The following is a 22,569-nucleotide window of genomic DNA, read 5'->3' as shown; positions in this document are numbered from 1 at the left end:
ATGTATTAAGAAACGATACATTTGTATTTAAATTAAGAAGGATTTTACAAATGGTTGTCGAAAAATTACTAAAGTTATAACTTTTAGAATTGCCTTTAGGGAGGTCGTGCTAATGAAGGGAAAAAGGGTAAAATGGCCATTACTTCTATCATTTGTTTTAGTATTAGCTTTATTTTTAAGCGCATGCTCCAGCGGTACTAAAGATACAAGCGGCACAAGCAGTAATGGGAATGGGCAGCTTGCTAAGAAACAAGTGCTTAACCTTACAACAGAACAGGATATTCCTTCACTTAACTGGACGCAAGCATCTGATACCACTTCATTAACTGTTTTAAGTATGGTTGGTTCCGGGCTAATGCGAATGGACCAAGATTTGAAACCAAAGCCCGACATGGCAGCTGGAATGCCCAAAGTCAGCAAAGATAAAAAGGTCTATACATTCAAAATTCGCAAAGATGCCAAATGGTCCGACGGTTCACCTGTGACCGCGAATGACTTCGTCTATGCCTGGCGGAAAATGAATGATCCAAAAGCGGCGGCGCAATATGGATATATTTTCCCGACCGCTAATATTAAAAATGCCGCAAAAATCCAAGATCCAAAAGATCCGATGTTCGGTAAGGTCGATAAGTTAGGTGTTAAAGCACTAAATGATAAAACCTTACAAGTGACATTGGACAAGCCGACGCCTTATTTCTTAAGTCTGACAGCTTTCTTTGCCTTCTTGCCGGCTAAAAAAGATTTTGTTGAAAAACAAGGCAAGAAATATGGTCAAGAGGTTAACAACATTCTTTATAACGGCCCTTACGTATTATCAAGCTGGCAGCACGGGGAAGGGTGGACATATAAGAAAAATGATAAGTATTGGAACGCGAAAAATATCCATATTCAACAAGTAAACTACAAAGTGATTAAGGACGGTGCAACAGCCGTCAATATGTATAACACAGGCAAATTAGATTCAGCAACGATCACTTCGGAATTTGTTAATCAATATAAAGGCAAGAAGGATCTGAATACTGTATTACAAGCACCTGTTAACTTCCTGCGGCTTAATGAAAACAAAGTACCGCAATTTAAAAATAAAAATCTGCGCAAAGCCATCTATACGTCAATCGATCGTAAAGATATGACAAAAGTATTGCTTAACAACGGTTCTGTACCAGCAACCTACATCGTACCAAAAGACTTTACAAAAGGTCCGGACGGCAAAGATTTCAGAAGCGAAAAGCCAAACGGTTACCCAATCGGCGACAAACAAGATGCGAAAAAATATTGGGACAAAGCTAAAAAAGAACTTGGCATCAAAACACTAAAGCTTGACCTTATGAGCCAAGATTCCGACAACTCTACAAAATATAATGAATATGTTGCTAACCAAATCGAGAAAAACTTGCCTGGTATTACAGTGACAGTCTCTAAACAACCAAAAAATAATTTCTTGAAAAAGGAAAAATCGGGAGACTACCAAATGTCCAGCAACAACTGGGTGCCGGACTATCAAGATCCAATGACTTTCTTAGATATGTGGACAAAAGACAATCAAGCGAATAGAGAAGGATTCTATGATCCGAAATACGACAAATTGATTAAGGAAGCAAATAATTTAGGCGCAGAACCTGAAAAACGTTGGGAAAAGCTGCATGAAGCTGAAAAAATGCTTCTGGAAGATGATGCAGCCATTGTCCCTTTATATCAAGCAGGGAACGCCATCATCACCAAACCATATGTAAAAGGCCTGCTTTATCCAAACTTTGGTCTTGACATGGACTGGACTCACGCTGAGATATTAAAACATTAGCGTTTAGAAAATTTATAATGAGCCACATTGTAAAATTACATTAATGCAATAGTGGCTCGTTTTATACTTTGAGTTTACTTTAATTTGATAATATCAAACCGCTTTAACGCGGTAAGTTTTAGCGTCTAAATACCTAAAATCATCTGCTAACGGAGGTCAGTCCATGAAAGCAAAAATAAAATGGCCGCTTTTACTAGTTCTAATTTTAGTTATAGGTACGATTCTGGCCGCATGCTCAAGCAGCAGCAAAGATACAAGCGGTAAAGCAAGTCATTCACCGGAAAAAGAACAAGTGCTTAACTTAACGGAACCGCAGGATATCCCATCACTAAATTGGACACAAGTCACCGATGCAACATCAGTTGACACAATTGCCACGGTAAAATCTGGTCTTATGCGCCTGAATCAACATTTAGAACCTGTACCCGATATGGCGGCTTCAATGCCTAAAGTCAGTAAAGATAAAAAGACTTACACATTTACGCTTCGTAAGGATGCCAAATGGTCTGACGGATCACCTGTGACAGCAGATGACTTCGTCTATGCATGGCAAAAAATGAATGATCCAAAAACAGCAGCACAATATGGTTATATTTTTCCCGATGCCAATATTAAGAATGCCGCAAAAATCCAAGATCAAAAAGATCCAGTGTTCGGTAAAGTCGATCAGTTAGGTGTAAAAGCTCTTGATGAACATACTTTACAAGTCACATTGGACAAGCCGACACCGTATTTTCTGAGAATGATGGCTTTCTTCGCATTCCTGCCGGAGAAAAAAGGATATATGGAAAAAGAAGGCAGCAAATACGGACAAGAAGTTAACAATTTAGTTTATAATGGCCCGTATAAGCTCGTAAGTTGGAAGCATGGGGATGGATGGACATTCGAAAAAAATAATAGATATTGGAATGCCAAAAATATTCATGTTGATAAGGTTAACGTAAAAGTGATTAAAGATACATCGACAGCCGTTAACCTGTACAACACAGGCAAGCTCGATTCAGCAGAAATCAACTCTGATTTCGTTAACCAATTTAAAAATAGTGATCAACTCCATAAATCTTTAGGCTCAACAGTCTTTTTCTTAAGATTAAATGAAAAAGAAGCCCCGGCATTTAAAAATGTCAACTTGCGCAAAGCGATTGATATGTCAATTGATCGAAATAAATTGGCAAAGGTCCTGCTTAATAACGGTGCAATCCCAGCAAACTATCTTGTTCCCAAAGACTTTGTTAAGGGGCCGGATGGTAAAGACTTCCGAAGCGCGGCACCGAATGGTTATCTAAATACCGACAAGCAAGAAGCGAAAAAGCTTTGGAAACAAGCACAAAAAGAATTAGGCATTAAAACTCTTAAACTTTCACTCATGACAAAAGATAACGATCTCAATGAAAAATACGATGAGTATGTTGCCAATCAAATTGAAAAAAATCTCCCGGGGATTAACATTACATTAAACAAACAGCCGCTGGGTTCTTTTATGAAACTGGAAAAAACAGACGGGTACCAAATGTCCAGTAACTTCTGGGCCCCGGACTATCAAGATCCATCGACATTTTTGGATCTGTGGGTTTCAAACAGTCCAATGACGAATAGAGAGCATTTCTCCGATCCGAAATATGATCAGTTAATTAAAGAAATCCATAACTTAGGTGCAGAGCCGGAAAAACGATGGAAAAAAATGCAGGAAGCAGAAAAACTGCTGCTGGAAAAAGATGCAGCTATTATACCTTTATATCAAGAAGGCCGTGCTTATCTCACCAAACCGTACGTCAAAAATCTTTCCTATCCGGCGTTTGGATATAATGTGGACTGGACACATGCTGAGGTATTAAAACATTAAATCATTTCAAAGAGCTATGCTAGATTATTTTACTTTAGCAGTTAAAAGAAAAATAATCGGCATGGCTCTATTTTGTAATTTGAAATAACATTAATTAATTTTCAATAATAGAAATTTGGTGAAAAGCCAATATTAATCTTGTATAATTACAATCAAGATATATTCCGCTTACAATTCAAAAAATTAACGAAATGATATCTGTAAATGTAAGCGCTTTTTTAAAACGAGGAGGTCATGTGTATGAAAGTAAAAGCAAAAGGGTTACTTTTTCTATCAATCATCTTAGTGATGAGTCTATTTCTGTCTGCTTGTTCCAGCGGCAGCAAGGATACGAGCGGTAAAGCAAGCGGCGGTAAAGGAGAGCTTGCGAAAGATCAGGTCCTTAACATAACGGAGCCGCAAGATATACCGTCATTAAATTGGACACAAATTACCGACACCGTTTCATCAACAGCCATCGGCATGGTTAATTCAGGGTTAATGCGTTTTGACCAGAATATGGAACCAAAGCCTGATATGGCTCAAGCTATGCCTAAAGTAAGCAAAGATAAAAAAGTTTATACATTTAAAATTCGCAATGACGCCAAATGGTCTGACGGCACTCCTGTAACTGCCAATGATTTTGTCTATGCTTGGCGTAAAATGGTTGATCCGAAAACAGCATCGCAATATGCGTTCATCTTTGCATCCGCCAATATTAAAAATGCTGCAAAGATTGAAGATAAAAAGAGTCCATTGTTTGGCAAAGTTGATCAATTAGGCGTGAAAGCACTTAACGATAAGACTTTACAAGTGACACTTGAAAAACCAACGCCTTATTTTTTAAGTATGCTGCCAAGCAGTTCCTTTTTGCCGGCGAAGAAAGACTTTGTTGAAAAACAAGGAAAAAATCTGGGGCAGGAACCTCAAAATCTGCTATTTAATGGACCATACATTTTATCTAAATGGAATCATGGCTCAGGGTGGTCTTTTAAGAAAAACGATAAATATTGGAATGCCAAAAATATTCATATTGATAAAGTCAATGTAAAAGTTATAAAACAAGTATCAACAGCTGTGAACTTATACAATACCGGCAAATTGGATTCAACGACTATCAGCTCGGATTTCGTTGATCAATTTAAAAGGAAACCGGATTACCATACTTCTCTTGTCGGGATTACATACTTCCTGCGGCTAAATCAAGGGAAAGTGCCTGCGTTTAAGAACGAAAAAGTCCGTAAAGCCATCTATGGTTCAATTGATCGTGATACGATGGCGAAAGATTTGATGAAGGATGGTTCTGTCGGAGCCAAATATCTTGTACCAAAAGATTTTGTCAAAGGTCCAGACGGTAAGGACTTTAGAAGTTCGGCACCGAACGGCTATGATGTTGCAAATAAACAACAAGCAAGGAAACTATGGGAACAAGCAAAGAAAGAATTAGGTATCAAATCTCTTAAACTTGAATTGATGACCCAAGATTCAGATAAGGCAGTTAAAGCTAATGAATATGTGGCTAACCAGCTTGAAAAGAACCTGCCTGGTATGGAGGTCACCGTAAATAAACAGCCGTTTGGGAACTTCCTGAAACTTGAATCCAGCGGCAATTACCAAATGGAAAACGGCGGCTGGTCACCTGACTTTTTGGATCCAATAACATTCTTAGATATGTGGACGACAAATAGCGACATGAACAGAATGAGTTATTCAGATCCTAAATATGATAAATTAATTGGTGAAGTGAATAATTTAGGCGCGGAACCGCAAAAACGCTGGGAGAAGATGCAAGAGGCTGAAAAACTGTTGCTAGAAAAAGATGCAGCCATCGTTCCGCTCTATCAAAGAGCTAATGCCTATCTGGCTAAACCATATGTTAAAGGGATGATTTACCCGCCATTCGGATTCGATATGGACTGGACACATGCAAAAGTACTAAAACATTAAGATATGCTTGAAAACTAATAAGCTAATATTAAATGAAGTGAATAATCTTTATAGAGGTCATGTTGGATAATTCCTATTTAAGGTGACCATCATGACCTTATTCTTTAAATTACACGTTTTACAGTCTTTAGACAAAGATTGATAAGTTATAACATATTAAAGCGATAAAGTACAAATTAGGACAAACAAACTTAGGTATAAAGGCCTATTTTTTGAGCAGATTTTTCAATATTACCAAGAGTTTGTTTAGAGAACAACAAAAAAAAGAGTGATTAATAGGAATATTATTTGTATAATATTTTTTAGAGAAGGTTCCAAAAGATAATTCAGAAAATTAAATAAGGCAACTTTCTCAGAATTTATTATTTTTTTACATCAATAAAGGGAGGTCACAAGATAATGAAAAGAAAGGCGAAGTGGTCACTTTTTCTTTCTCTCATCTTAGTGATGAGTCTATTTCTAGCTGCGTGTTCCAGCGGCAGCAAAGATACGAGCAGTAAAGCTAGTGACAGCGGAAACGGAGGACCAGCAAAAGACCAAGTAGTTAACCTGATGGAGCCAGTAGATATTCCGTCATTAGACTGGACTCAAATAACCGACACAACTTCTTCAACAGCAATTAGTATGGTTACTTCAGGTTTAATGAGATTTGATCAAAATATGGAACCGAAGCCTGATATGGCAGCATCCATGCCTAAAGTCAGCAAGGATAAAAAGACTTATACATTTAAACTTCGTAACGATGTTAAATGGTCTGACGGATCTCCTGTAACTGCTAATGACTTTGTTTACGCTTGGCGTAAGATGGTTGATCCGAAAACAGCATCGCAATACGCCTTTATCTTTGCATCAGTCAATATTAAAAACGCCGCAAAAATTGATGACAAAAAGAGCCCATTATTTGGTAAAGTTGATCAGCTGGGCGTTAAAGCACTTGATGATAAGACATTACAAGTTACACTCGATAAGCCAACACCATTCTTCCTTAGTTCGTTGTGTGGTGCACAGTTTATACCGCAAAAGAAAGATTTTGTTGAAAAAGAAGGAAAAAATTTAGGACAAGAACCAAAAGACTTATTATCTAACGGTCCATACATTATGACTAGTTGGAACCACGGTTCAGGGTTCTCCTTTAAGAAGAATGATAAATATTGGAATGCCAAAAATATTCATATTGATAAAGTCAATGTTAAAGTCCTTAAACAAAAATCAACAGCAGTAAACTTGTATAATACTGGTAAGCTGGATTCAACATTGATTGATTCAGAATTTGTTAGTCAATTCAAGGGCAAACCGGATTTCCATACTTCATTATTAGCAGCAACTTACTTTATTCGCTTAAATCAGGACAAAGTACCTGCTTTTAAAAACGACAAAGTACGTAAAGCCATATATGGATCTATTGACCGTGATGCGATGGCAAAAGACTTGATTCAAGACGGATCTGTTGGAGCAAAATATATCGTACCAAAAGATTTTGCTAAGGGTCCAGACGGCAAAGACTTTAGAAGTACAGCTCCAAATGGTTACAATGTTGCTGATAAGAAGCAAGCAAAGAAACTATGGGAAGAAGCAAAGAAAGAACTCGGTATCAAGTCTTTGAATCTAGAATTGATGACACAAGATCAAGACAAATCAGTTAAAATTACTGAATATATTGCTAACCAAATTGAAAAGAATTTACCTGGCATAAATGTCACCGTCAACAAACAACCATGGGGTCAATATTTGAAGCTTGAGACTGCTGGTAAATATCAAATGTCAATTAGCGGCTGGTCACCAGATTACAAAGATCCAATGACATTCCTAGATATGTGGACAACAGGTAATACCATGAATAGAATGGGTTACTCTGATAAGAAATATGATCAGTTAATTGACGAAGCCAAGAATCTTGGTGGAGAACCGCAAAAACGCTGGGAAAAAATGCAACAAGCTGAAAAACTGTTACTGGAAAAAGATACAGCTGTCATCCCGCTTTACCAAAGAGCTAATGCTTTTGTGACTAAACCATATGTTAAAGGATTGACTTACCCGCCATTCGGCTTTGATATGGATTGGACACATGCTGAAGTATTAAAACATTGATTGATTAAGAGATAATAAAAAGTTAATATCTTTACATTTAGCCGTGTTGATACGATTCACTATAGTTATATTTTTATATAGTGACATAGTTCAGCACGGCTAGTCATTTGTTTGTGTTTTTTTACATAGTTACTTAATAACGGTAAAACAGTCCCGCATTAAAATGTAAAAGTATCAAATTTCTATAATAGGAATAGTCGAAAAGTCCTGTTTTATATCAACTTTTTGTAATAATCAAGGGATTTCTCTTTTTAAATATAAAATAATTGTGGAAAGAGTCTATTTTATTTGTATAATTATTCATATAGAAGGCAGATGGATTTTGTACATAATTTTCGAATAATTCACAAAATCACATCTGTATTTATTGATTATTTCTAATTATAAAGGGAGGTCATGTGTATGAGGAGAAAAACAAAATGGTCAATTCTTCTTTCACTCATTCTGGTGATGAGTATGCTTCTTGCTGCGTGCAGCAACGGCAGCAAAAGCAGCAGCAGTGACAGCAAAGGCGGGGGCAAAGACCAGCTTGCTGACAAACAAGTTTTAGACATTATGGATAATGGTGATGTGCCATCATTAAATTTTGAAAAGGTAAATGATAATACATCATCAACATATCTTAATTATTTACAAGCAGGATTAATGAGATTGGATGCTAATTTAAAGGTAAAGCCGGATATTGCTGACTCAATGCCAAAAGTAAGCAAGGATAAAAAGACTTATACATTTAAACTTCGCAAAAATGCTAAATGGTCTGACGGTTCACCTGTAACTGCAAATGATTTTGTTTATGCCTGGCGTACAATGGTTGATCCAAAAACAGCGTCACCATACTCATTTATCTTTGCTTCAGCCAATATTAAAAATGCCGCAAAAATTGATGACAAAAACAGCCCTTTATTTGGTAAAGTTGATCAATTAGGTGTAAAAGCCATTGATGATCATACATTACAGGTGACTCTTGAAAAACCAACACCATATTTCATAAGTATTATAGCTAATGCATCTTTCTTGCCACAAAAGAAATCTTTTGTTGAAAAACAAGGTGATAAATTGGGCCAAGAGCCTGAAAATTTATTATTCAATGGTCCATTTAAATTAACGAAATGGGATCATGGTTCAAGTCTAACACTTGAGAAAAATGATAAATATTGGGATGCGAAGGATATAACCATAAAAAAGGTTAACGTTCACATTGTCAAACAAGCCTCTACAGGTGTTAACTTGTATAATACCGGCAAATTAGATGCAACCGGCGGGTTAAGTGGGGAGTTTGTTAACCAATTTAAAAATAAAAAGGACGAATTTCATCAATCATTAATGTCAGCTACCTTTTTCCTTTATGTAAATGAGAAAACAAATCCTGCGCTTAAAAATGCTAATATTCGTAAAGCTCTAAGCATGGCGATTGACCGCAAAAGCTTAACGAAAATTTTAATGAATGATGGTTCAATACCAGCAAATTATGTTGTACCGAAGGATTTTGCCAAAGGCCCTGATGGTAAAGATTTTAGAAGCTATGCACCAAATGGATTTAATGGTTATAATCCAAAAGAAGCTAAAAAGCTTTGGGAAAAAGGCAAAAAAGAGGTTGGTATCAAATCGTTAAAGCTTGACCTTATGGGTCAAGATAGTGATGCCATTGTTAAGCAGAACGAATATATTGCCAATCAATTAGAAAAACACTTGCCTGGTCTAAAAGTGACTGTTAATAAGCAACCGTGGAATAACTATTTAAAACTGCAAATGGCGCAAAAATATGATTTGGCTAACAGCGGTTGGATTCCTGACTATGTTGACCCTATGACATTCTTAGATATATGGACAACAGAAAGCCAGCAAAGCCATATGAGTTACTCTGATCCTAAATTTGACAAACTAATTGTAGAAGCAAAAAATTTAGGAGCACAGCCGCAAAAACGCTGGGAAAAAATGCAGGAAGCTGAAAAATTATTAATAGAAAAAGATCAAGCGATTATTCCGTTATTCCAAGAAGGTCAAGCTCATGCTATTAAGCCGTTTGTTAAAGGACTTTATTATCCGGCTTTTGGTGCCCGATTTGACTTCACGCATGCTAAAATATTAAATCATTAAATCGATATAGTTTTTCAAGCCATGTTCTCTTCATTCACTTAAGGAGAACATGGCTATTTTTTAAACTATCTTTTAAAAATGGCATGGTAGCGTGAATAGACCCGATTTTCATCATTTTTCGATATATTTCATCTTTAATCGGTAAGACAGTCCCGCTTTAATGCAAAAAAGCAAAGGATAAAAGAAATACCATAGTTCAAAAGACCTAATTTATATTAAGTTTTTGTAATAATACTAAGGTTTCCCTTCTTGCAATTAAAAAAAATAGTGAAAAATAGCTAATTTATTTGTATAATTATCAGTGTAGATGGGCTCAGCAATAATTTTGGAAAAATTGAGAGATCGCATCTAGAATTTATTAATTATTTTTACATCATGAGGGGGTCGCACTTGTATGAGAAGAAAAGCAAAATGGCCAATTCTTCTATCGCTCATCTTAGTTCTGAGTATAGTTCTTGCTGGATGCAGCAGTGGCAAAAAAGATGAAAGCGGTAACAAAAGTAGCGAGGGTAATGGACAGCTTGCAGACAAACAAGTTTTAAACATTTCTGAGAACGCAGATATTCCGTCGTTAAACTGGACGAAAATTACCGATAATGTATCATCTACATATCTAAATTATATTACATCTGGACTAATGCGAATGAATGATAAATTACAGCCGCAGCCAGATATGGCAGAGTCCATGCCAAAAGTAAGCAGCGACAAGAAGACATATACCTTTAAGCTTCGTAAGGACGCAAAATGGTCTGACGGTTCACCGGTAACTGCAAATGATTTTGTTTATGCTTGGAGAAAAATGGTTGATCCAAAAACAGCTTCACAATACGCATTTATTTTTTCATCAGCCAACATTAAAAACGCTGCAAAAATTGAGGATAAAAACAGTCCTTTGTTTGGTAAAGTTGATCAGTTAGGCGTTAAAGCTTTGGACGATCATACATTACAAGTAACACTTGAAAAGCCGACACCATTTTTCATCAGCCTTATGGCAAACGCCTCTTTCCTGCCGCAAAAGAAAGAATTTGCTGAAAAACAGGGAGATAAGCTTGGGCAAGAACCACAGAACCTGTTGTTTAACGGACCATTTAAATTAACAAAATGGAATCACGGTTCCGGCTGGACACTAGAAAAGAATAAGCAATATTGGAATGCTAAAAACATTTCTCTTGATCAAGTTAATGTTAAAGTTCTCAAGCAAGTGTCGACAGGAGTTAACTTATATAACGCTGGAAAGTTAGACGCAAGTCCAGCGCTTGACTCAGCTTTTGTAAATCAATATAAAAACAAGAAAGATGAGTTTCATACTTCCTTACAGTCAGGAACTTTCTTTCTGTATCTAAATGAAAAGAAAAATCCTGCACTTAAGAATGCGAATATCAGAAAAGCGATTAGCATGTCTATTGACCGTAAGAGTATGACAGATTCTTTACTTGGCGATGGTTCTATACCTGCTAATTATATTGTGCCAAAAGATTTTGCTAAGGGACCGGATGGTAAAGATTTCAGAAGTTATGCGCCAAACGGATTTAATGGCTACAATCCAAAAGAAGCCAAAAAGCTTTGGGAAAAAGGCAAGAAAGAATTAGGTATTAAATCACTTAAACTTGAATTAATGGCTCAGGATTCTGATAAATCAACAAAACAAAATGAATATATTGCTAATCAAATAGAGAAGAACTTGCCGGGAGTAAATGTGACTGTTAACAAACAGCCATGGGGCAATTACTTAAAACTTTTAAACTCCGGCAATTATGAAATGGCCAACAGCGGTTGGAATCCTGATTATGTTGATCCAATGACTTTCTTAGACTTATGGACAACAGATAATCCACAAAACAGTATGAGTTACTCCGATAAAAAGTTTGATAAATTAATTGAAGAAGCTAATAATTTAGGTGCGGAGCCGCAAAAACGCTGGAACAAGATGCAAGAGGCTGAAAAATTGTTAATTGAAAAGGATCAAGCCATTGTACCTCTATTCCAAGAAGGTGTCGCTCATGCTATTAAACCGTATGTTAAAGGGCTTGAATATCCTGCCTTTGGAGCTAGGACCGGATTCCTGAATGCTAAAATTTTAAAACATTAAAATATAGCCCAATGAATTTTTACTAAAGAGGAGGGAGTATATGTTGGATTTACACATATACTCCCTTTTGTATAAATTAATAGATAGAAAATTTAATCTATTGTTAATCTGCTGTATGTATTGACTTTGGTGAAAACTAAATAGAAAATATAAATTACGAGAAAAATAGGAGGTGCTGTCGAAATGGGTCGATATATCTTACAACGATTAGGTTATATGATCGTGACATTCTTTGTTATTGTCGCCCTGACTTTCTTGACAATGCAACTGCTGCCGGGAACACCATACAGAAACCAACAAAAGCTTTCTCCGGAACAAATTGCAATTATGAACCATAAATACGGTTTAGACAGACCAGTCGCAGTACAATTTGTGGATTATGTTGGAAATATGCTCAGAGGTGATTTAGGGCTTTCGTTCCAATATGATGGAAGGCCGGTAACTGAAATCCTAAAAGAAAAATTGCCTGTTTCAGCTACTTTAGGTACAGAGGCCTTAATATTTGGCGCTATAGTTGGTATACTATTAGGTATTTTGGCAGGACTGAAGCATAATACGTTTTGGGATTATGGAGCTAGTATTCTAGCAATTCTGGGTATTTCAATTCCTTCATTTATCTTTGCCGGACTGCTGCAATATTGGATAGCCGTTAAGCTTGGCTGGCTGCCGGTTGGTTATTGGGACGGGCCGCAGAATCACATTTTACCCGCACTCTCATTGTCGATGTCGGTTATCGCCACTGTTGCAAGGTTTATGAGGACAGAAATGATTGAGGTTATGGGTTCTGATTATATTACAACTGCCAAGGCAAAGGGTGTTAATAATGCGAGTATTGTTGTTAAACACTCAATCAGGAATGCGTTAATCCCAGTTATCACAATATTAGGTCCATTAGCTGTTGCAATCATAACAGGTTCTCTGGTTATCGAGCAAATCTTTGCCATCCCGGGTATCGGTGAACAGTTCGTATCTTCAATTGTAACGAACGACTACCCAATGATCATGGGAACGACAATTATGTTTAGTGCAATGTTCATTCTCATTATTTTTATTGTAGATATTTTATACGGCATTATTGATCCAAGAATTCGTTTAGCTGGGGGTGAATCATAATGGCTATCACTAACAGAGAATTAACTGAAGATATGTTTCAGCCAGCTGAAATAGATGCCAGCAAAAACGAAGAAATCGCGGGCGAAAGTACTAGTTTCTGGAAAGATGCGATGCGTCGGCTTGCCAAAAACAAAGCAGCTGTCGTCAGTGCTGTTGTTATAGTTCTTCTTATCATTATGGCGATTTTTGGCCCGATGATGAATAAATACGGTTATGATGATCAAGATTTAAGCCGGGCTAATTTACCGCCGAAGATTCCTTTTCTTGCAGATGTTCATTGGCTGCCCTTTGATGGGATTGACAGCAATGGCATTGATCAATACAAAGCCAAAAATATTAAGGCAGATTTTTGGTTAGGCACTGATAAATTTGGCCGCGACCAATGGACAAGAATTTGGAAAGGAACACAAATTTCACTGTTTATCGCTTTTGCCGCGGCAATCATTGATTTGGTGATCGGTGTTGCTTACGGCGGTATCTCTGCTTACTTTGGCGGACGTGTTGATAATATCATGCAGCGGATTATTGAAGTGCTGATGGGTATTCCGCAATTAATTATTCTCATTCTGGCAATTATGGTACTGAAGCCGGGGATTGTTTCAATAATTATCGCGATGGTTATTACCGGCTGGACAACAATGGCCCGTATCGTCCGGGGGCAAATATTAAAGCTTAAAGGAAATGAATATGTTTTGGCATCCCGGACATTAGGCGCTGGTCATAAAAGACTGATTTTAAAACATTTATTGCCAAATTCACTCGGTCAAATTATTATTACCACGATGTTCACCGTTCCAAACGCGATTTTCTTTGAAGCCTTTTTAAGTTTTATTGGACTCGGGATTCCTGTACCGAAAGCTTCACTCGGAACTTTAATCAACGATGGCTTCCAATCGTTGCAAATATTCCCATTCCAAGTGCTATGGCCTGCCGTTGTGATCAGCTTGCTGCTTATTGCGTTCAACTTGCTTGGTGACGGCTTACGCGATGCATTTGATCCAAAACAAAGAAAATAGAGGGGGTGGAGAATTTGGAAAATATACTAGAAATCAAAGACTTGAAGATATCATTTGATACATTCAGCGGTGAAGTGCAAGCTGTGCGCGGTGTTAACTTAACACTGAAAAAAGGTGAGACACTTGCCATTGTAGGTGAGTCCGGGTCAGGTAAATCGGTAACATCAAAAGCGATTATGAAATTAATTCCACACCCGCCAGGCCGATTCAAATCAGGAGAAATCCTTTTTGAAGGGAAAGACCTTGTTAAGTATTCCGAAAAGAACATGCATAAAATCAGAGGTTCAGAGATTTCGATGATCTTCCAAGATCCAATGACAGCATTGAATCCGACAATGACGATTGGTGCACAGATAATGGAAGGATTAAGGAAGCATCAAAATATGAACAAACAGCAAGCGAGAGAACGTGCTGTGAAACTTCTTGATCTCGTAGGCATTCCAAATCCTGAGGCGAGACTTAAGCAATATCCCCACCAATTCTCTGGAGGGATGAGACAAAGAGTTGTTATTGCGATTGCCTTGGCTTGCAATCCAAAAATTTTAATTGCGGATGAACCGACAACGGCTCTTGATGTTACGATTCAAGCACAAATCTTGGATCTAATGAAGGATCTGCAAGAGAAAATGCATACATCAATTATATTAATCACTCACGACTTAGGTGTTGTGGCAAACATGGCTCAGCGTGTAGCAGTTATGTATGGCGGCAGAATAGTTGAAACAGGAACTGTTGATGAAATTTTCTACAAACCAAAGCACCCATATACTTGGGGATTACTCTCTTCGATGCCGAAAATTCATAATAATAGTGAAAAATTGTTGGCTATTCCAGGGACGCCTCCGGATTTGTCCGATCCGCCAAAAGGATGCCCTTTTGCACCGCGTTGTCCATATGCTATGAAGGCTTGTGTTGAAATCATGCCGGAATATACAAATCTATCAGAGACACAAAAAACGGCGTGCTGGCTGTTAGATGACAGGGCACCTAAAGTTGAACCACCCGAAACAATTGGGGTAGGGGGGACAAAATCATGACAGCAACGAAAGAAAAACTATTAGAAGTTAAGAATTTAAAAAGATATTTTAAAGTTGGCCCTAAAGCTGTGTTAAAGGCCGTTGATGATGTCAGCTTTGATATTTATAAAGGCGAAACGTTAGGTCTTGTCGGTGAGTCCGGCTGCGGTAAGTCAACAACAGGCCGTACCATTATTAGATTATATGATGCGACAGACGGCAAAGTACTTTTTAACGGTGAAGATATTCATGGCAAGAAATCAAAAAAGGAATTGAAGAAGTTTAATAGAAAGATGCAAATGATCTTCCAAGATCCATATGCTTCATTAAATCCAAGAATGACAGTTAAAGATATTATCGCTGAAGGCATTGATATTCATGGACTGGCCAAATCCAATAAAGAACGAAATGAAAGAGTTTATCAACTGCTTGAAACCGTCGGCCTGAACAGGGAACATGCTAACCGCTATCCCCACGAGTTCAGCGGCGGGCAAAGACAAAGAATCGGTATTGCAAGAGCGTTAGCGGTAGATCCTGAATTTATTATTGCTGACGAACCGATATCAGCATTAGATGTTTCCATTCAGGCGCAAGTCGTTAACTTATTGCAAGAACTGCAAGATAAACATGGATTAACCTATCTCTTTATTGCCCATGATTTATCTATGGTTCAGCATATCAGCGACCGGGTAGGGGTTATGTATCTTGGACATATGGCGGAGCTTGCCAATAGTGATGAGCTTTATGAACATGCGCTCCATCCTTATACACAAGCCTTACTTTCAGCGATACCTGTTGCTGATCCTGAAGTCGAACGCAGTCGCGAACGTATTATTCTTGAAGGTGATGTTCCGAGTCCAATCAGTCCACCAAGCGGTTGCCGTTTTAGAACACGTTGTCCGCATGCTATGGATATATGCGCACAAGTGGAACCGAGATGGCAAGAGGCGCGCAAAGGACACTGGGTCGCCTGTCACCTTTATGATGATGAATACAAAAGCGGTTCAAATAAATAATCTCGTTTATTGTGAAAGAAAAGGTCACCTGGCAAATTGCCAGATGACCTTTTTCTATTTTTCATTATCTTTATGATTAAGCTTCTTCTTAGTAAAGAGATATATAATATAAACGATAATGGTTAACCAAAGTAAGACTTCAATAATATAACGGCTAAATCCGCCGATAAAATATTGGGACAAAATTGAAATCACTAAAAGGATAACTAGTACAGTTAATGTTGCTCTAATTTTATGTATCAATCCTTAAACATCCTTTCGAAACATTTCGCAGTGAACAGAGCTTACATAGAAACTAACAAGCATAGATCGCAAGTTTTTGCATAAATATAAAGATAAGGACAAGGTCTATTATAAAGGAAGGATCTAATTGATTGATCATTTTAATAAAAAAATAATAAAGTGTACAATTTTTGTAATCTTTTTTGCAGTCTTTGGGTTTTCTGTTCTCTCAGTAATAGATATTACAACAAATAAAATAGATCAATCTGCTCATAAAACAAAGCAGCATACAGCTAAGGGTAAAGATGAAATTTTTAACAATCATGCTTTTGTAAAAGCGCCGCCTTTTAAACTTCCCGATACAGAAAATCAAATGATAGACCTTCATGAATACCGCGGTCAGTCCGTTCTCGTCAATGTATGGACAACGTGGTGCAAGGAGTGTCAAGAAGATATGGTATCATTGCAAAAAATCAGTCAAAAGTATTCAAATAGTCAATTGCAAATTCTCGCTGTTAATATGACGACTGAAGAAACCTCTGCTAAAGCTGTTCAAAACTATTTAGTAAAAAATCCAATAACATTTCCGGTTCTTCTTGATAAAAAGGGCAAAGTAAAAAAAGATTATCACGTGTTTGGCATCCCGACTTCATTTCTAATAGATCCGTATGGGCGGATTATAAAAACATTTCGCGGCGTTGTAACAACAAAAGATATACAGAATTGGCTTCCGCAATAATACTTCGTAAAATATAAAATAATTTCGCCGTTGAAAGCTTAATCCTAAAGAATGGTGTTTATTCGAAGGTTAATTGACAACTTTCTGAAAATAGTATAAAATATAGATATGAACCTTCTCTTTAAATGTTCATGTTCAACACGAAGTTTTAATCTGCTATTTCACCTCAGCACCATTCAGACTTAAGCCAAAAACGACTAACCTTGACTTCTCTTTTTTTGAAATAACCCCTGCAGAATAAAAAACAGGTTTATATTTTACCAATCGGTGAAATATAAAGTAACAGTGTGTGTCAACTTCTCATATTATGAGAAGCATTGATGCATAATAATTAAAAAAAGAGAGGTCGAGGGATGAACTGGTACGAAAAATTGAGTGAATACTTTCCAATCGAAGAAATGAAATCTCAGGAGCACATGGAACTTTTATTAAAAGAAAAAGCGGATATGTATCACAAAGATGAAGGTCCGTATCATGTACTTATGTATGTTGAAACCAATGACTTCTTATTTATTGATTACCTTTATGTTTCAGCAAAATCACGCGGAAAAGGTATAGGACATAAGCTAATAGAAAAGCTCAAAAAACATGGCAAGCCGATTATCTTAGAAGTGGAACCTATTGATTATGAAGACACTGATTCGGAAAAACGGCTGCGTTTTTATAAAAGGGAAGGCTTTAAGCATGCTGTGTCTATTGGATATAGGCGGCGGAGTTTGGCAACCAATGAGGTTAATGAGATGGAAATTTTGTACTGGTCGCCGACCAATGAATCTGAAGAAAGTATATTAGAGAAAATGAAAAAGACTTATAAGGAAATTCATACCTATAAAGATAAAGAATTGTATGGTAAGTCCTACCAACATGTCAATGAAGTATTGACAATTGTTAAGGATAAGGATGAAAATATACTTGAGTTCAATAATGACTGACTTCAAAATAAGTTTGCGGCCGGTGCTATGAAAAGGAGGCGGTGAGTTGTGAAACCCAAAGAAATTAAGCGTAAACGTAGACATGCGTTAAAAGAATGGTTGAAGAAACAATTGGGTCAATGGCAGCCAAAACCGAAACAAACTGAATCACCACCGGCTTCACAAACCAAAACTCCTGCATAAGAGGATCTCTTGGTGAGATCCTCTTACTTTTGTTTAAAAAAAACGGCGGGTTTTTTAAAAATAAGTGGTTTGAAAACTTTTTAAAAAGGGTATCCCAAAAATGAATTTATAAAACGAACCATATGAAAGAGGCACTGGTCAAATTAGAAATATTATTATATAATAATATTATAATTAGATGTTTCATATGAGGTTGCTTTTCCGGACCTTTGAAATATCGTCTATAAAGTGATTAAGTGCTTTTCGAGTGACGTTCCTTTAAGGGGGTTGAATAAATGGTCACTTTATATACATCACCAAGCTGCACATCATGTCGTAAAGCTAAAGCTTGGCTTAAAGAACATGACATAGCGTTTAAAGAGCGCAATATTTTTGCAGAATCCTTGTCTATTGAAGAAATTAAAAGTATTCTTCGTATGACGGAAGATGGTACTGACGAAATTATATCAACACGTTCTAAGGCATTTCAGGAATTGAACATACAGCTAGACGCTATGCCCCTTCAAGATCTTTATGAACTAATTAAGAAAAATCCAGGACTTTTAAGACGTCCGATTATGATTGATGAGAAAAGGCTACAAGTGGGATACAACGATGATGAAATCCGCCGTTTCTTACCAAGGAAAGTTCGTAACTTTGAACTCCAAGAAGCTCAAAGATTAGTCAATTAAATTTTAAAAAGCACCTTTTCAGATAAGAAAAGGTGCCTTTTATTTTTCAATAGCCATTATATACGGTGGTTAACATCTTTTGAGTTTGAATGGTTAACGATCCAGCCGACAATTAAAACGCCGACAATAAGGGCAGCGGTTAAAGGTGTTTTTATTTGAGGATAATCTGCAAAAAATTCATTCAGTTTAGGTTCTCCAATAATCATGCTTGAAGCCGTATAGGCGAGAACTGCGCCTCCAATATAAATTAATCCTGGAATATGTTCTATAGCAGTCAAGATTATTTTGCTGCCCCATATAATTATAGGAACCGAGATTAATAATCCAATTAAAACAAGACTGAGATGGCCGTGAGATGCGCCGGCAATCCCAAGAACATTGTCCAGTCCCATAACAATGTCAGCCAAAACAATGGTCCTGACAGCGGAAAAAAGTGATGTACCAGCTTTTATATTCATACCGTCATCTTTATCAATGACAAGCTTAAGGGCAATATAGACGAGGAAAATACCTCCGATAAAAAGTAAATAAGGGATCTTAAGCAATGATACCATAATTGCTGTCAGTGTAATTCGCACAACTACAGCTAATCCTGTGCCAAGAATGATAGCCCTGTTTCTTTGCTTTTCAGGTAATCTGCGGCAGGCAAGGGCAATGACAACGGCATTATCACCGCCAAGGATAATGTCAATCAAAATAATATTTAAGATGGCAAAAAGTAGTTGTTGTTCGGATTCCATACTATATATGCCCCTTTCATGTGTCTAGATTCAGCATATGCGGTCTTGTCCTGAAAAATGACTAAGCCGGGTATATGTTTTATTTACGTTTGATTCTGGGTAGTTATAATGTAAAGGGACTTATTTAATAAGGAAGAAAAAGGACATTGGCGGATTATTTTTAAATACTTGTTATTTTTATTTCATTCCATTACTATTTATCATACAATGGAAGTAAGAGATAAAATACTGTTGCCTTTTTTTAATAAGAAGGTCGCTCCCGTTAGTTTACATTATTCGGAGGGAGAGATTTATATGGACATAGAACGTGTCAATGAGTATACGTTGAAATTTTTTATTAGCTATATAGATATAGAAGACCGCGGGTTTGATCGTGAAGAAATCTGGTATAACCGGGAAAGAGGAGAAGAATTTTTCTGGGAAATCATGGATGAAGCCTATTACCAAGAATCATTTTCTATGGACGGCCCCCTATGGATACAAGTTCAAGCTTTAGATAAAGGTATTGAAATTATTGTTACACGCGCACAGCTTTCTCAAGACGGTTCCAAGCTGGAGTTGCCTATATCTGAAGATAAACATCTTGATATTCCTGTTAGTGAAGGTTTGGAGGAATTAATTAATCAGCATTTTCAATTGGACAAAGCTGATGAAGAGGATGAAACGCCAGTCGATAACGATTCAGATGATTATGAACCAGACGAGGATCTTTCATTTTTAATCGGTTTCCATGATTTTGAAGATGTCATTTCACTGAGTCATGAATTCCAAGATCATCCGTCTATTGAGACCGCCTTATATGCTTATAATGATGAGTATTACTTGAACATTACGCTTTCAAGTGAGCTAAGTGAACGTGAACAAGATAATCGTTTGAGCTGTATCTTAGAGTATGGCTTTGAAACGAGCCGTACAGTTCATTTCATTGAAGAATACGGTAAAATCGTTCTCCCCGAAAATGCCCTTTCAACAATAAGAAAACACTTCCCGATCCAATCCTGATCGGTTTCTCGTTTATGAGAAACCGATTTTTTTATGGGTTTGACAGTTTAATGAGATGGTAATAAAGAATGAGGTTTGGATTAATTTTTTTGCATCTTTGGTATAAATTGGGGATTATGATGCCATGCATGGGCTGATTTTAGGCCGGTATAAGGGGATATTTTTGTACTAACGGGGCTGTTGATTATTTACGGAATGACGCTGCTTTTCTTCGTAAAGCCAAGCTGAAGCATTTTCAAGTTGCAGCTTCTCTGTCTATGTCTTCTAAACTTGCCAATCGGCAAGTTTTCTTTACTAGTTCATAAGAAGTGTGCTACCCTACAATAGGGCTTTTCTGTAGAAGTATCTTATTCTTAGAACATTTAAGGAGACGCTTTTTCCATGAAAAGATCAATTCAAATTTTATTCCTAACATTGCTGGCACTAATATTATTATTATTTATTAAGGATTGGCAAAAATGGGTGTTAGGTACTTTAAATGTTGGATTATCGTTGACAGTGATCCTTATAGGCATAGTAATCTTTCTTGAGAATCGCCAGCCTTCCAAAACAATCTCATGGTTAATGGTCCTGGCCCTTTTTCCAATTGTAGGTTTTATTTTATATATTGCTTTTGGGCAAAGTTATCGGAAGCGCAGACTTTTTAGGAAGCGGACTTTTTTGGAGGACCAGCAATTCAATGATATTGCCGCTTCATCAAGAGAGATAAATCAGGATAAGCGGCAATTGATGGGTGACCATCAGCAGACATTGATTCATCTTGCCGAAGAGATGGGTCAATACCCTGTTTCTTTTGGCACTGAGACAAAGGTGCTGACAAATGGCAAGCAAACCTTTAAAGAGATCTTGCAAGAAATAAAAAAAGCTAAGCATCATATTCATTTGGAATATTATATTGTCCGAAATGATGAGATAGGCAATTTACTAAAGGACCTTCTGATTGAAAAGGCGAAACAGGGCGTCGAGGTCCGTTTTTTATATGATGCTGTTGGAAGCTGGATGCTCAAAAAGAAATACGTCCGGGAGTTAAATAAAGCGGGCGTCGAAACGGTGCCATTTTTCCCAGTGAGCTTGCCTATTATTAATCATAGGATGAATTTCCGTAATCACCGGAAAATCGTTGTTATCGACGGAAATGTAGGATTTATGGGCGGCCTTAATATAGGTGATGAGTATCTTGGCAAAAACCCTACTTTTGGTTTTTGGCGTGATACTCATTTACTCGTCCGCGGTGAAGCGGTAAGAAGTCTTCAGACAATTTTTCTCCAAGATTGGTATATCATGACCGGGGAAGCAAAGACTGACAGTGTTTATTTTGATGTAAAACCGGTGGAAGGCGCACATCACGGTGCTTGTCAAATGGTTGCCTCATCGCCGTATAGTGAGTGGGAAGTTATTAAGAGTCTATTTTTCTCAATGATTGTTTCCGCAAAACGATCTATTTGGGTGGCCTCACCGTACCTCATTCCGGACGATGATATTTTAAGTGCGTTAAAGATAGCTGCTTTGAGCGGTATCGACGTTAAAATTCTTGTCCCGTTCCGGCCGGATAAACGGATTGTTTTCTATGCTTCTCATTCATACTTTCCTGATTTATTAGAAGCCGGGGTTAAGATCTATGAGTATCGGGACGGGTTTATGCACAGCAAAGTGATCATCGTTGATCATGAATTAGCTTCAATTGGGACATCGAATATGGATATGAGAAGCTTCCATCTGAATTTTGAAGTGAATGCGTTTCTTTATCGTACAGATAGTACAATCCAACTCGTTGCCGATTTTATAAACGATCTTGAACGCGCAACCGAAATTGACTATGAATCATTCAAAAAGCGGCCGATCATTACAAGAGTCGTTGAATCAACATCCAGATTGCTATCACCGCTATTATAATATTAATCTTTTTTTATTTGATTGAGGCAGCTGCGGCTGTCTCTTTTTGTTTTAGTTTTGGCTCTATAATATTTGTTGGGGTATGAGAAAAATTAAAACAAAAAAATACACGCAAGCTCCTTAATCCTTTACACTTGAATTGTCCAGAAACAAGAGAAGGATAGGAGTTACGTGTATATGCA

General features: G+C 37.2%; 17 protein-coding genes. 15 read left to right on the top strand and 2 right to left on the bottom strand.

Going from position 1 to position 22,569, the window contains the following annotated elements; all coding sequences use genetic code 11:
* The first annotated feature begins 112 nt into the window (after positions 1–112).
* The 10 genes from ACFQRG_RS08970 (at position 113) to ACFQRG_RS08925 (ending at position 16,005) form a co-directional block, all read left to right on the top strand.
* A complete protein-coding gene (locus tag ACFQRG_RS08970; RefSeq protein ID WP_380965544.1) occupies positions 113–1,801 on the top strand; it encodes a peptide ABC transporter substrate-binding protein in 1,689 nt (562 codons plus the stop codon).
* Positions 1,802–1,964: 163 nt separating this feature from the next.
* A complete protein-coding gene (locus ACFQRG_RS08965; RefSeq protein ID WP_380965543.1) occupies positions 1,965–3,644 on the top strand; it encodes a peptide ABC transporter substrate-binding protein in 1,680 nt (559 codons plus the stop codon).
* Positions 3,645–3,884: 240 nt separating this feature from the next.
* Positions 3,885–5,570, top strand: a complete 1,686-nt coding sequence (locus tag ACFQRG_RS08960; RefSeq protein ID WP_380965542.1) for a peptide ABC transporter substrate-binding protein — start codon at positions 3,885–3,887, stop codon at positions 5,568–5,570.
* Between the two features lie 399 nt (positions 5,571–5,969).
* A complete protein-coding gene (locus ACFQRG_RS08955) occupies positions 5,970–7,658 on the top strand; it encodes a peptide ABC transporter substrate-binding protein (RefSeq protein WP_380965541.1) in 1,689 nt (562 codons plus the stop codon).
* Positions 7,659–8,060: 402 nt separating this feature from the next.
* Positions 8,061–9,755 (top strand): peptide ABC transporter substrate-binding protein, encoded by a 1,695-nt coding sequence (locus ACFQRG_RS08950; RefSeq protein ID WP_380965540.1) that lies wholly within the window; start codon positions 8,061–8,063, stop codon positions 9,753–9,755.
* Between the two features lie 394 nt (positions 9,756–10,149).
* Entirely contained in the window at positions 10,150–11,844 is a 1,695-nt protein-coding gene (locus ACFQRG_RS08945) for a peptide ABC transporter substrate-binding protein (RefSeq protein WP_380965539.1), read from the top strand.
* 183 nt (positions 11,845–12,027) lie between these two features.
* The gene (opp3b, locus tag ACFQRG_RS08940) at positions 12,028–12,957 is read left to right on the top strand and encodes an oligopeptide ABC transporter permease (protein WP_380965538.1); all 930 of its coding nucleotides are present in this window, start codon (positions 12,028–12,030) and stop codon (positions 12,955–12,957) included.
* Complete coding sequence (gene opp3C, locus ACFQRG_RS08935) at positions 12,957–13,973, top strand: oligopeptide ABC transporter permease (protein ID WP_380965537.1); 1,017 nt, start codon at positions 12,957–12,959, stop codon at positions 13,971–13,973. Before opp3b ends, opp3C begins: the two co-directional genes overlap by 1 nt.
* 14 nt (positions 13,974–13,987) lie before the next feature.
* The gene (locus tag ACFQRG_RS08930) at positions 13,988–15,010 is read left to right on the top strand and encodes an ABC transporter ATP-binding protein (RefSeq protein ID WP_380965536.1); all 1,023 of its coding nucleotides are present in this window, start codon (positions 13,988–13,990) and stop codon (positions 15,008–15,010) included.
* Entirely contained in the window at positions 15,007–16,005 is a 999-nt protein-coding gene (locus ACFQRG_RS08925; RefSeq protein WP_380965535.1) for an ABC transporter ATP-binding protein, read from the top strand. The genes ACFQRG_RS08930 and ACFQRG_RS08925 overlap by 4 nt, the downstream gene beginning before the upstream one ends.
* 54 nt (positions 16,006–16,059) lie before the next feature.
* Here ACFQRG_RS08925 and ACFQRG_RS08920 read toward each other — a convergent pair whose 3' ends face one another.
* Positions 16,060–16,248, bottom strand: coding sequence for a hypothetical protein (locus ACFQRG_RS08920; RefSeq protein ID WP_380965534.1), 189 nt, complete (start codon positions 16,246–16,248; stop codon positions 16,060–16,062).
* A gap of 127 nt (positions 16,249–16,375) precedes the next feature.
* Here ACFQRG_RS08920 and ACFQRG_RS08915 point away from each other — a divergent pair, with 127 nt between their 5' ends.
* From ACFQRG_RS08915 to spxA, 3 genes are all read left to right on the top strand, one after another.
* The gene (locus ACFQRG_RS08915; RefSeq protein WP_380965533.1) at positions 16,376–16,966 is read left to right on the top strand and encodes a TlpA disulfide reductase family protein; all 591 of its coding nucleotides are present in this window, start codon (positions 16,376–16,378) and stop codon (positions 16,964–16,966) included.
* 353 nt (positions 16,967–17,319) lie between these two features.
* Positions 17,320–17,898 (top strand): GNAT family N-acetyltransferase, encoded by a 579-nt coding sequence (locus ACFQRG_RS08910; protein ID WP_380965532.1) that lies wholly within the window; start codon positions 17,320–17,322, stop codon positions 17,896–17,898.
* A 458-nt stretch (positions 17,899–18,356) separates the two neighbouring features.
* The gene (gene spxA / locus ACFQRG_RS08905; RefSeq protein WP_380965531.1) at positions 18,357–18,752 is read left to right on the top strand and encodes a transcriptional regulator SpxA; all 396 of its coding nucleotides are present in this window, start codon (positions 18,357–18,359) and stop codon (positions 18,750–18,752) included.
* 56 nt (positions 18,753–18,808) lie between these two features.
* Here spxA and ACFQRG_RS08900 read toward each other — a convergent pair whose 3' ends face one another.
* Positions 18,809–19,492, bottom strand: a complete 684-nt coding sequence (locus ACFQRG_RS08900) for a TerC family protein (RefSeq protein ID WP_380965530.1) — start codon at positions 19,490–19,492, stop codon at positions 18,809–18,811.
* A 294-nt stretch (positions 19,493–19,786) separates the two neighbouring features.
* Between ACFQRG_RS08900 and mecA the strand changes: the two genes are divergently transcribed.
* Together mecA and cls are read left to right on the top strand one after the other, a co-directional pair.
* A complete protein-coding gene (gene mecA / locus ACFQRG_RS08895; RefSeq protein ID WP_380965529.1) occupies positions 19,787–20,494 on the top strand; it encodes an adaptor protein MecA in 708 nt (235 codons plus the stop codon).
* A 381-nt stretch (positions 20,495–20,875) separates the two neighbouring features.
* Positions 20,876–22,387, top strand: a complete 1,512-nt coding sequence (gene cls, locus ACFQRG_RS08890; RefSeq protein ID WP_380965528.1) for a cardiolipin synthase — start codon at positions 20,876–20,878, stop codon at positions 22,385–22,387.
* Positions 22,388–22,569 lie beyond the last annotated feature (182 nt).

Source organism: Scopulibacillus cellulosilyticus (genome assembly GCF_042665295.1).
Lineage (GTDB): Bacteria > Bacillota > Bacilli > Bacillales > Sporolactobacillaceae > Scopulibacillus_A > Scopulibacillus_A cellulosilyticus.
Note: the sequence above shows the minus strand (reverse complement) of the source record. Positions and strands in the feature narration are given on the sequence as shown.

Excerpts from the sequence above, each read along its gene's own strand:
- ACFQRG_RS08970 (WP_380965544.1), top strand. The coding sequence starts at position 113 with ATGAAGGGAAAAAGGGTAAAATGGCCATTACTTCTATCATTTGTTTTA.
- ACFQRG_RS08965 (WP_380965543.1), top strand. The coding sequence starts at position 1,965 with ATGAAAGCAAAAATAAAATGGCCGCTTTTACTAGTTCTAATTTTAGTT.
- ACFQRG_RS08960 (WP_380965542.1), top strand. The coding sequence starts at position 3,885 with ATGAAAGTAAAAGCAAAAGGGTTACTTTTTCTATCAATCATCTTAGTG.
- ACFQRG_RS08955 (WP_380965541.1), top strand. The coding sequence starts at position 5,970 with ATGAAAAGAAAGGCGAAGTGGTCACTTTTTCTTTCTCTCATCTTAGTG.
- ACFQRG_RS08950 (WP_380965540.1), top strand. The coding sequence starts at position 8,061 with ATGAGGAGAAAAACAAAATGGTCAATTCTTCTTTCACTCATTCTGGTG.
- ACFQRG_RS08945 (WP_380965539.1), top strand. The coding sequence starts at position 10,150 with ATGAGAAGAAAAGCAAAATGGCCAATTCTTCTATCGCTCATCTTAGTT.
- opp3b (WP_380965538.1), top strand. The coding sequence starts at position 12,028 with ATGGGTCGATATATCTTACAACGATTAGGTTATATGATCGTGACATTC.
- opp3C (WP_380965537.1), top strand. The coding sequence starts at position 12,957 with ATGGCTATCACTAACAGAGAATTAACTGAAGATATGTTTCAGCCAGCT.
- ACFQRG_RS08925 (WP_380965535.1), top strand. The coding sequence starts at position 15,007 with ATGACAGCAACGAAAGAAAAACTATTAGAAGTTAAGAATTTAAAAAGA.
- ACFQRG_RS08910 (WP_380965532.1), top strand. The coding sequence starts at position 17,320 with ATGAACTGGTACGAAAAATTGAGTGAATACTTTCCAATCGAAGAAATG.
- spxA (WP_380965531.1), top strand. The coding sequence starts at position 18,357 with ATGGTCACTTTATATACATCACCAAGCTGCACATCATGTCGTAAAGCT.
- ACFQRG_RS08900 (WP_380965530.1), bottom strand. The coding sequence starts at position 19,492 with ATGGAATCCGAACAACAACTACTTTTTGCCATCTTAAATATTATTTTG.
- mecA (WP_380965529.1), top strand. The coding sequence starts at position 19,787 with ATGGACATAGAACGTGTCAATGAGTATACGTTGAAATTTTTTATTAGC.
- cls (WP_380965528.1), top strand. The coding sequence starts at position 20,876 with ATGAAAAGATCAATTCAAATTTTATTCCTAACATTGCTGGCACTAATA.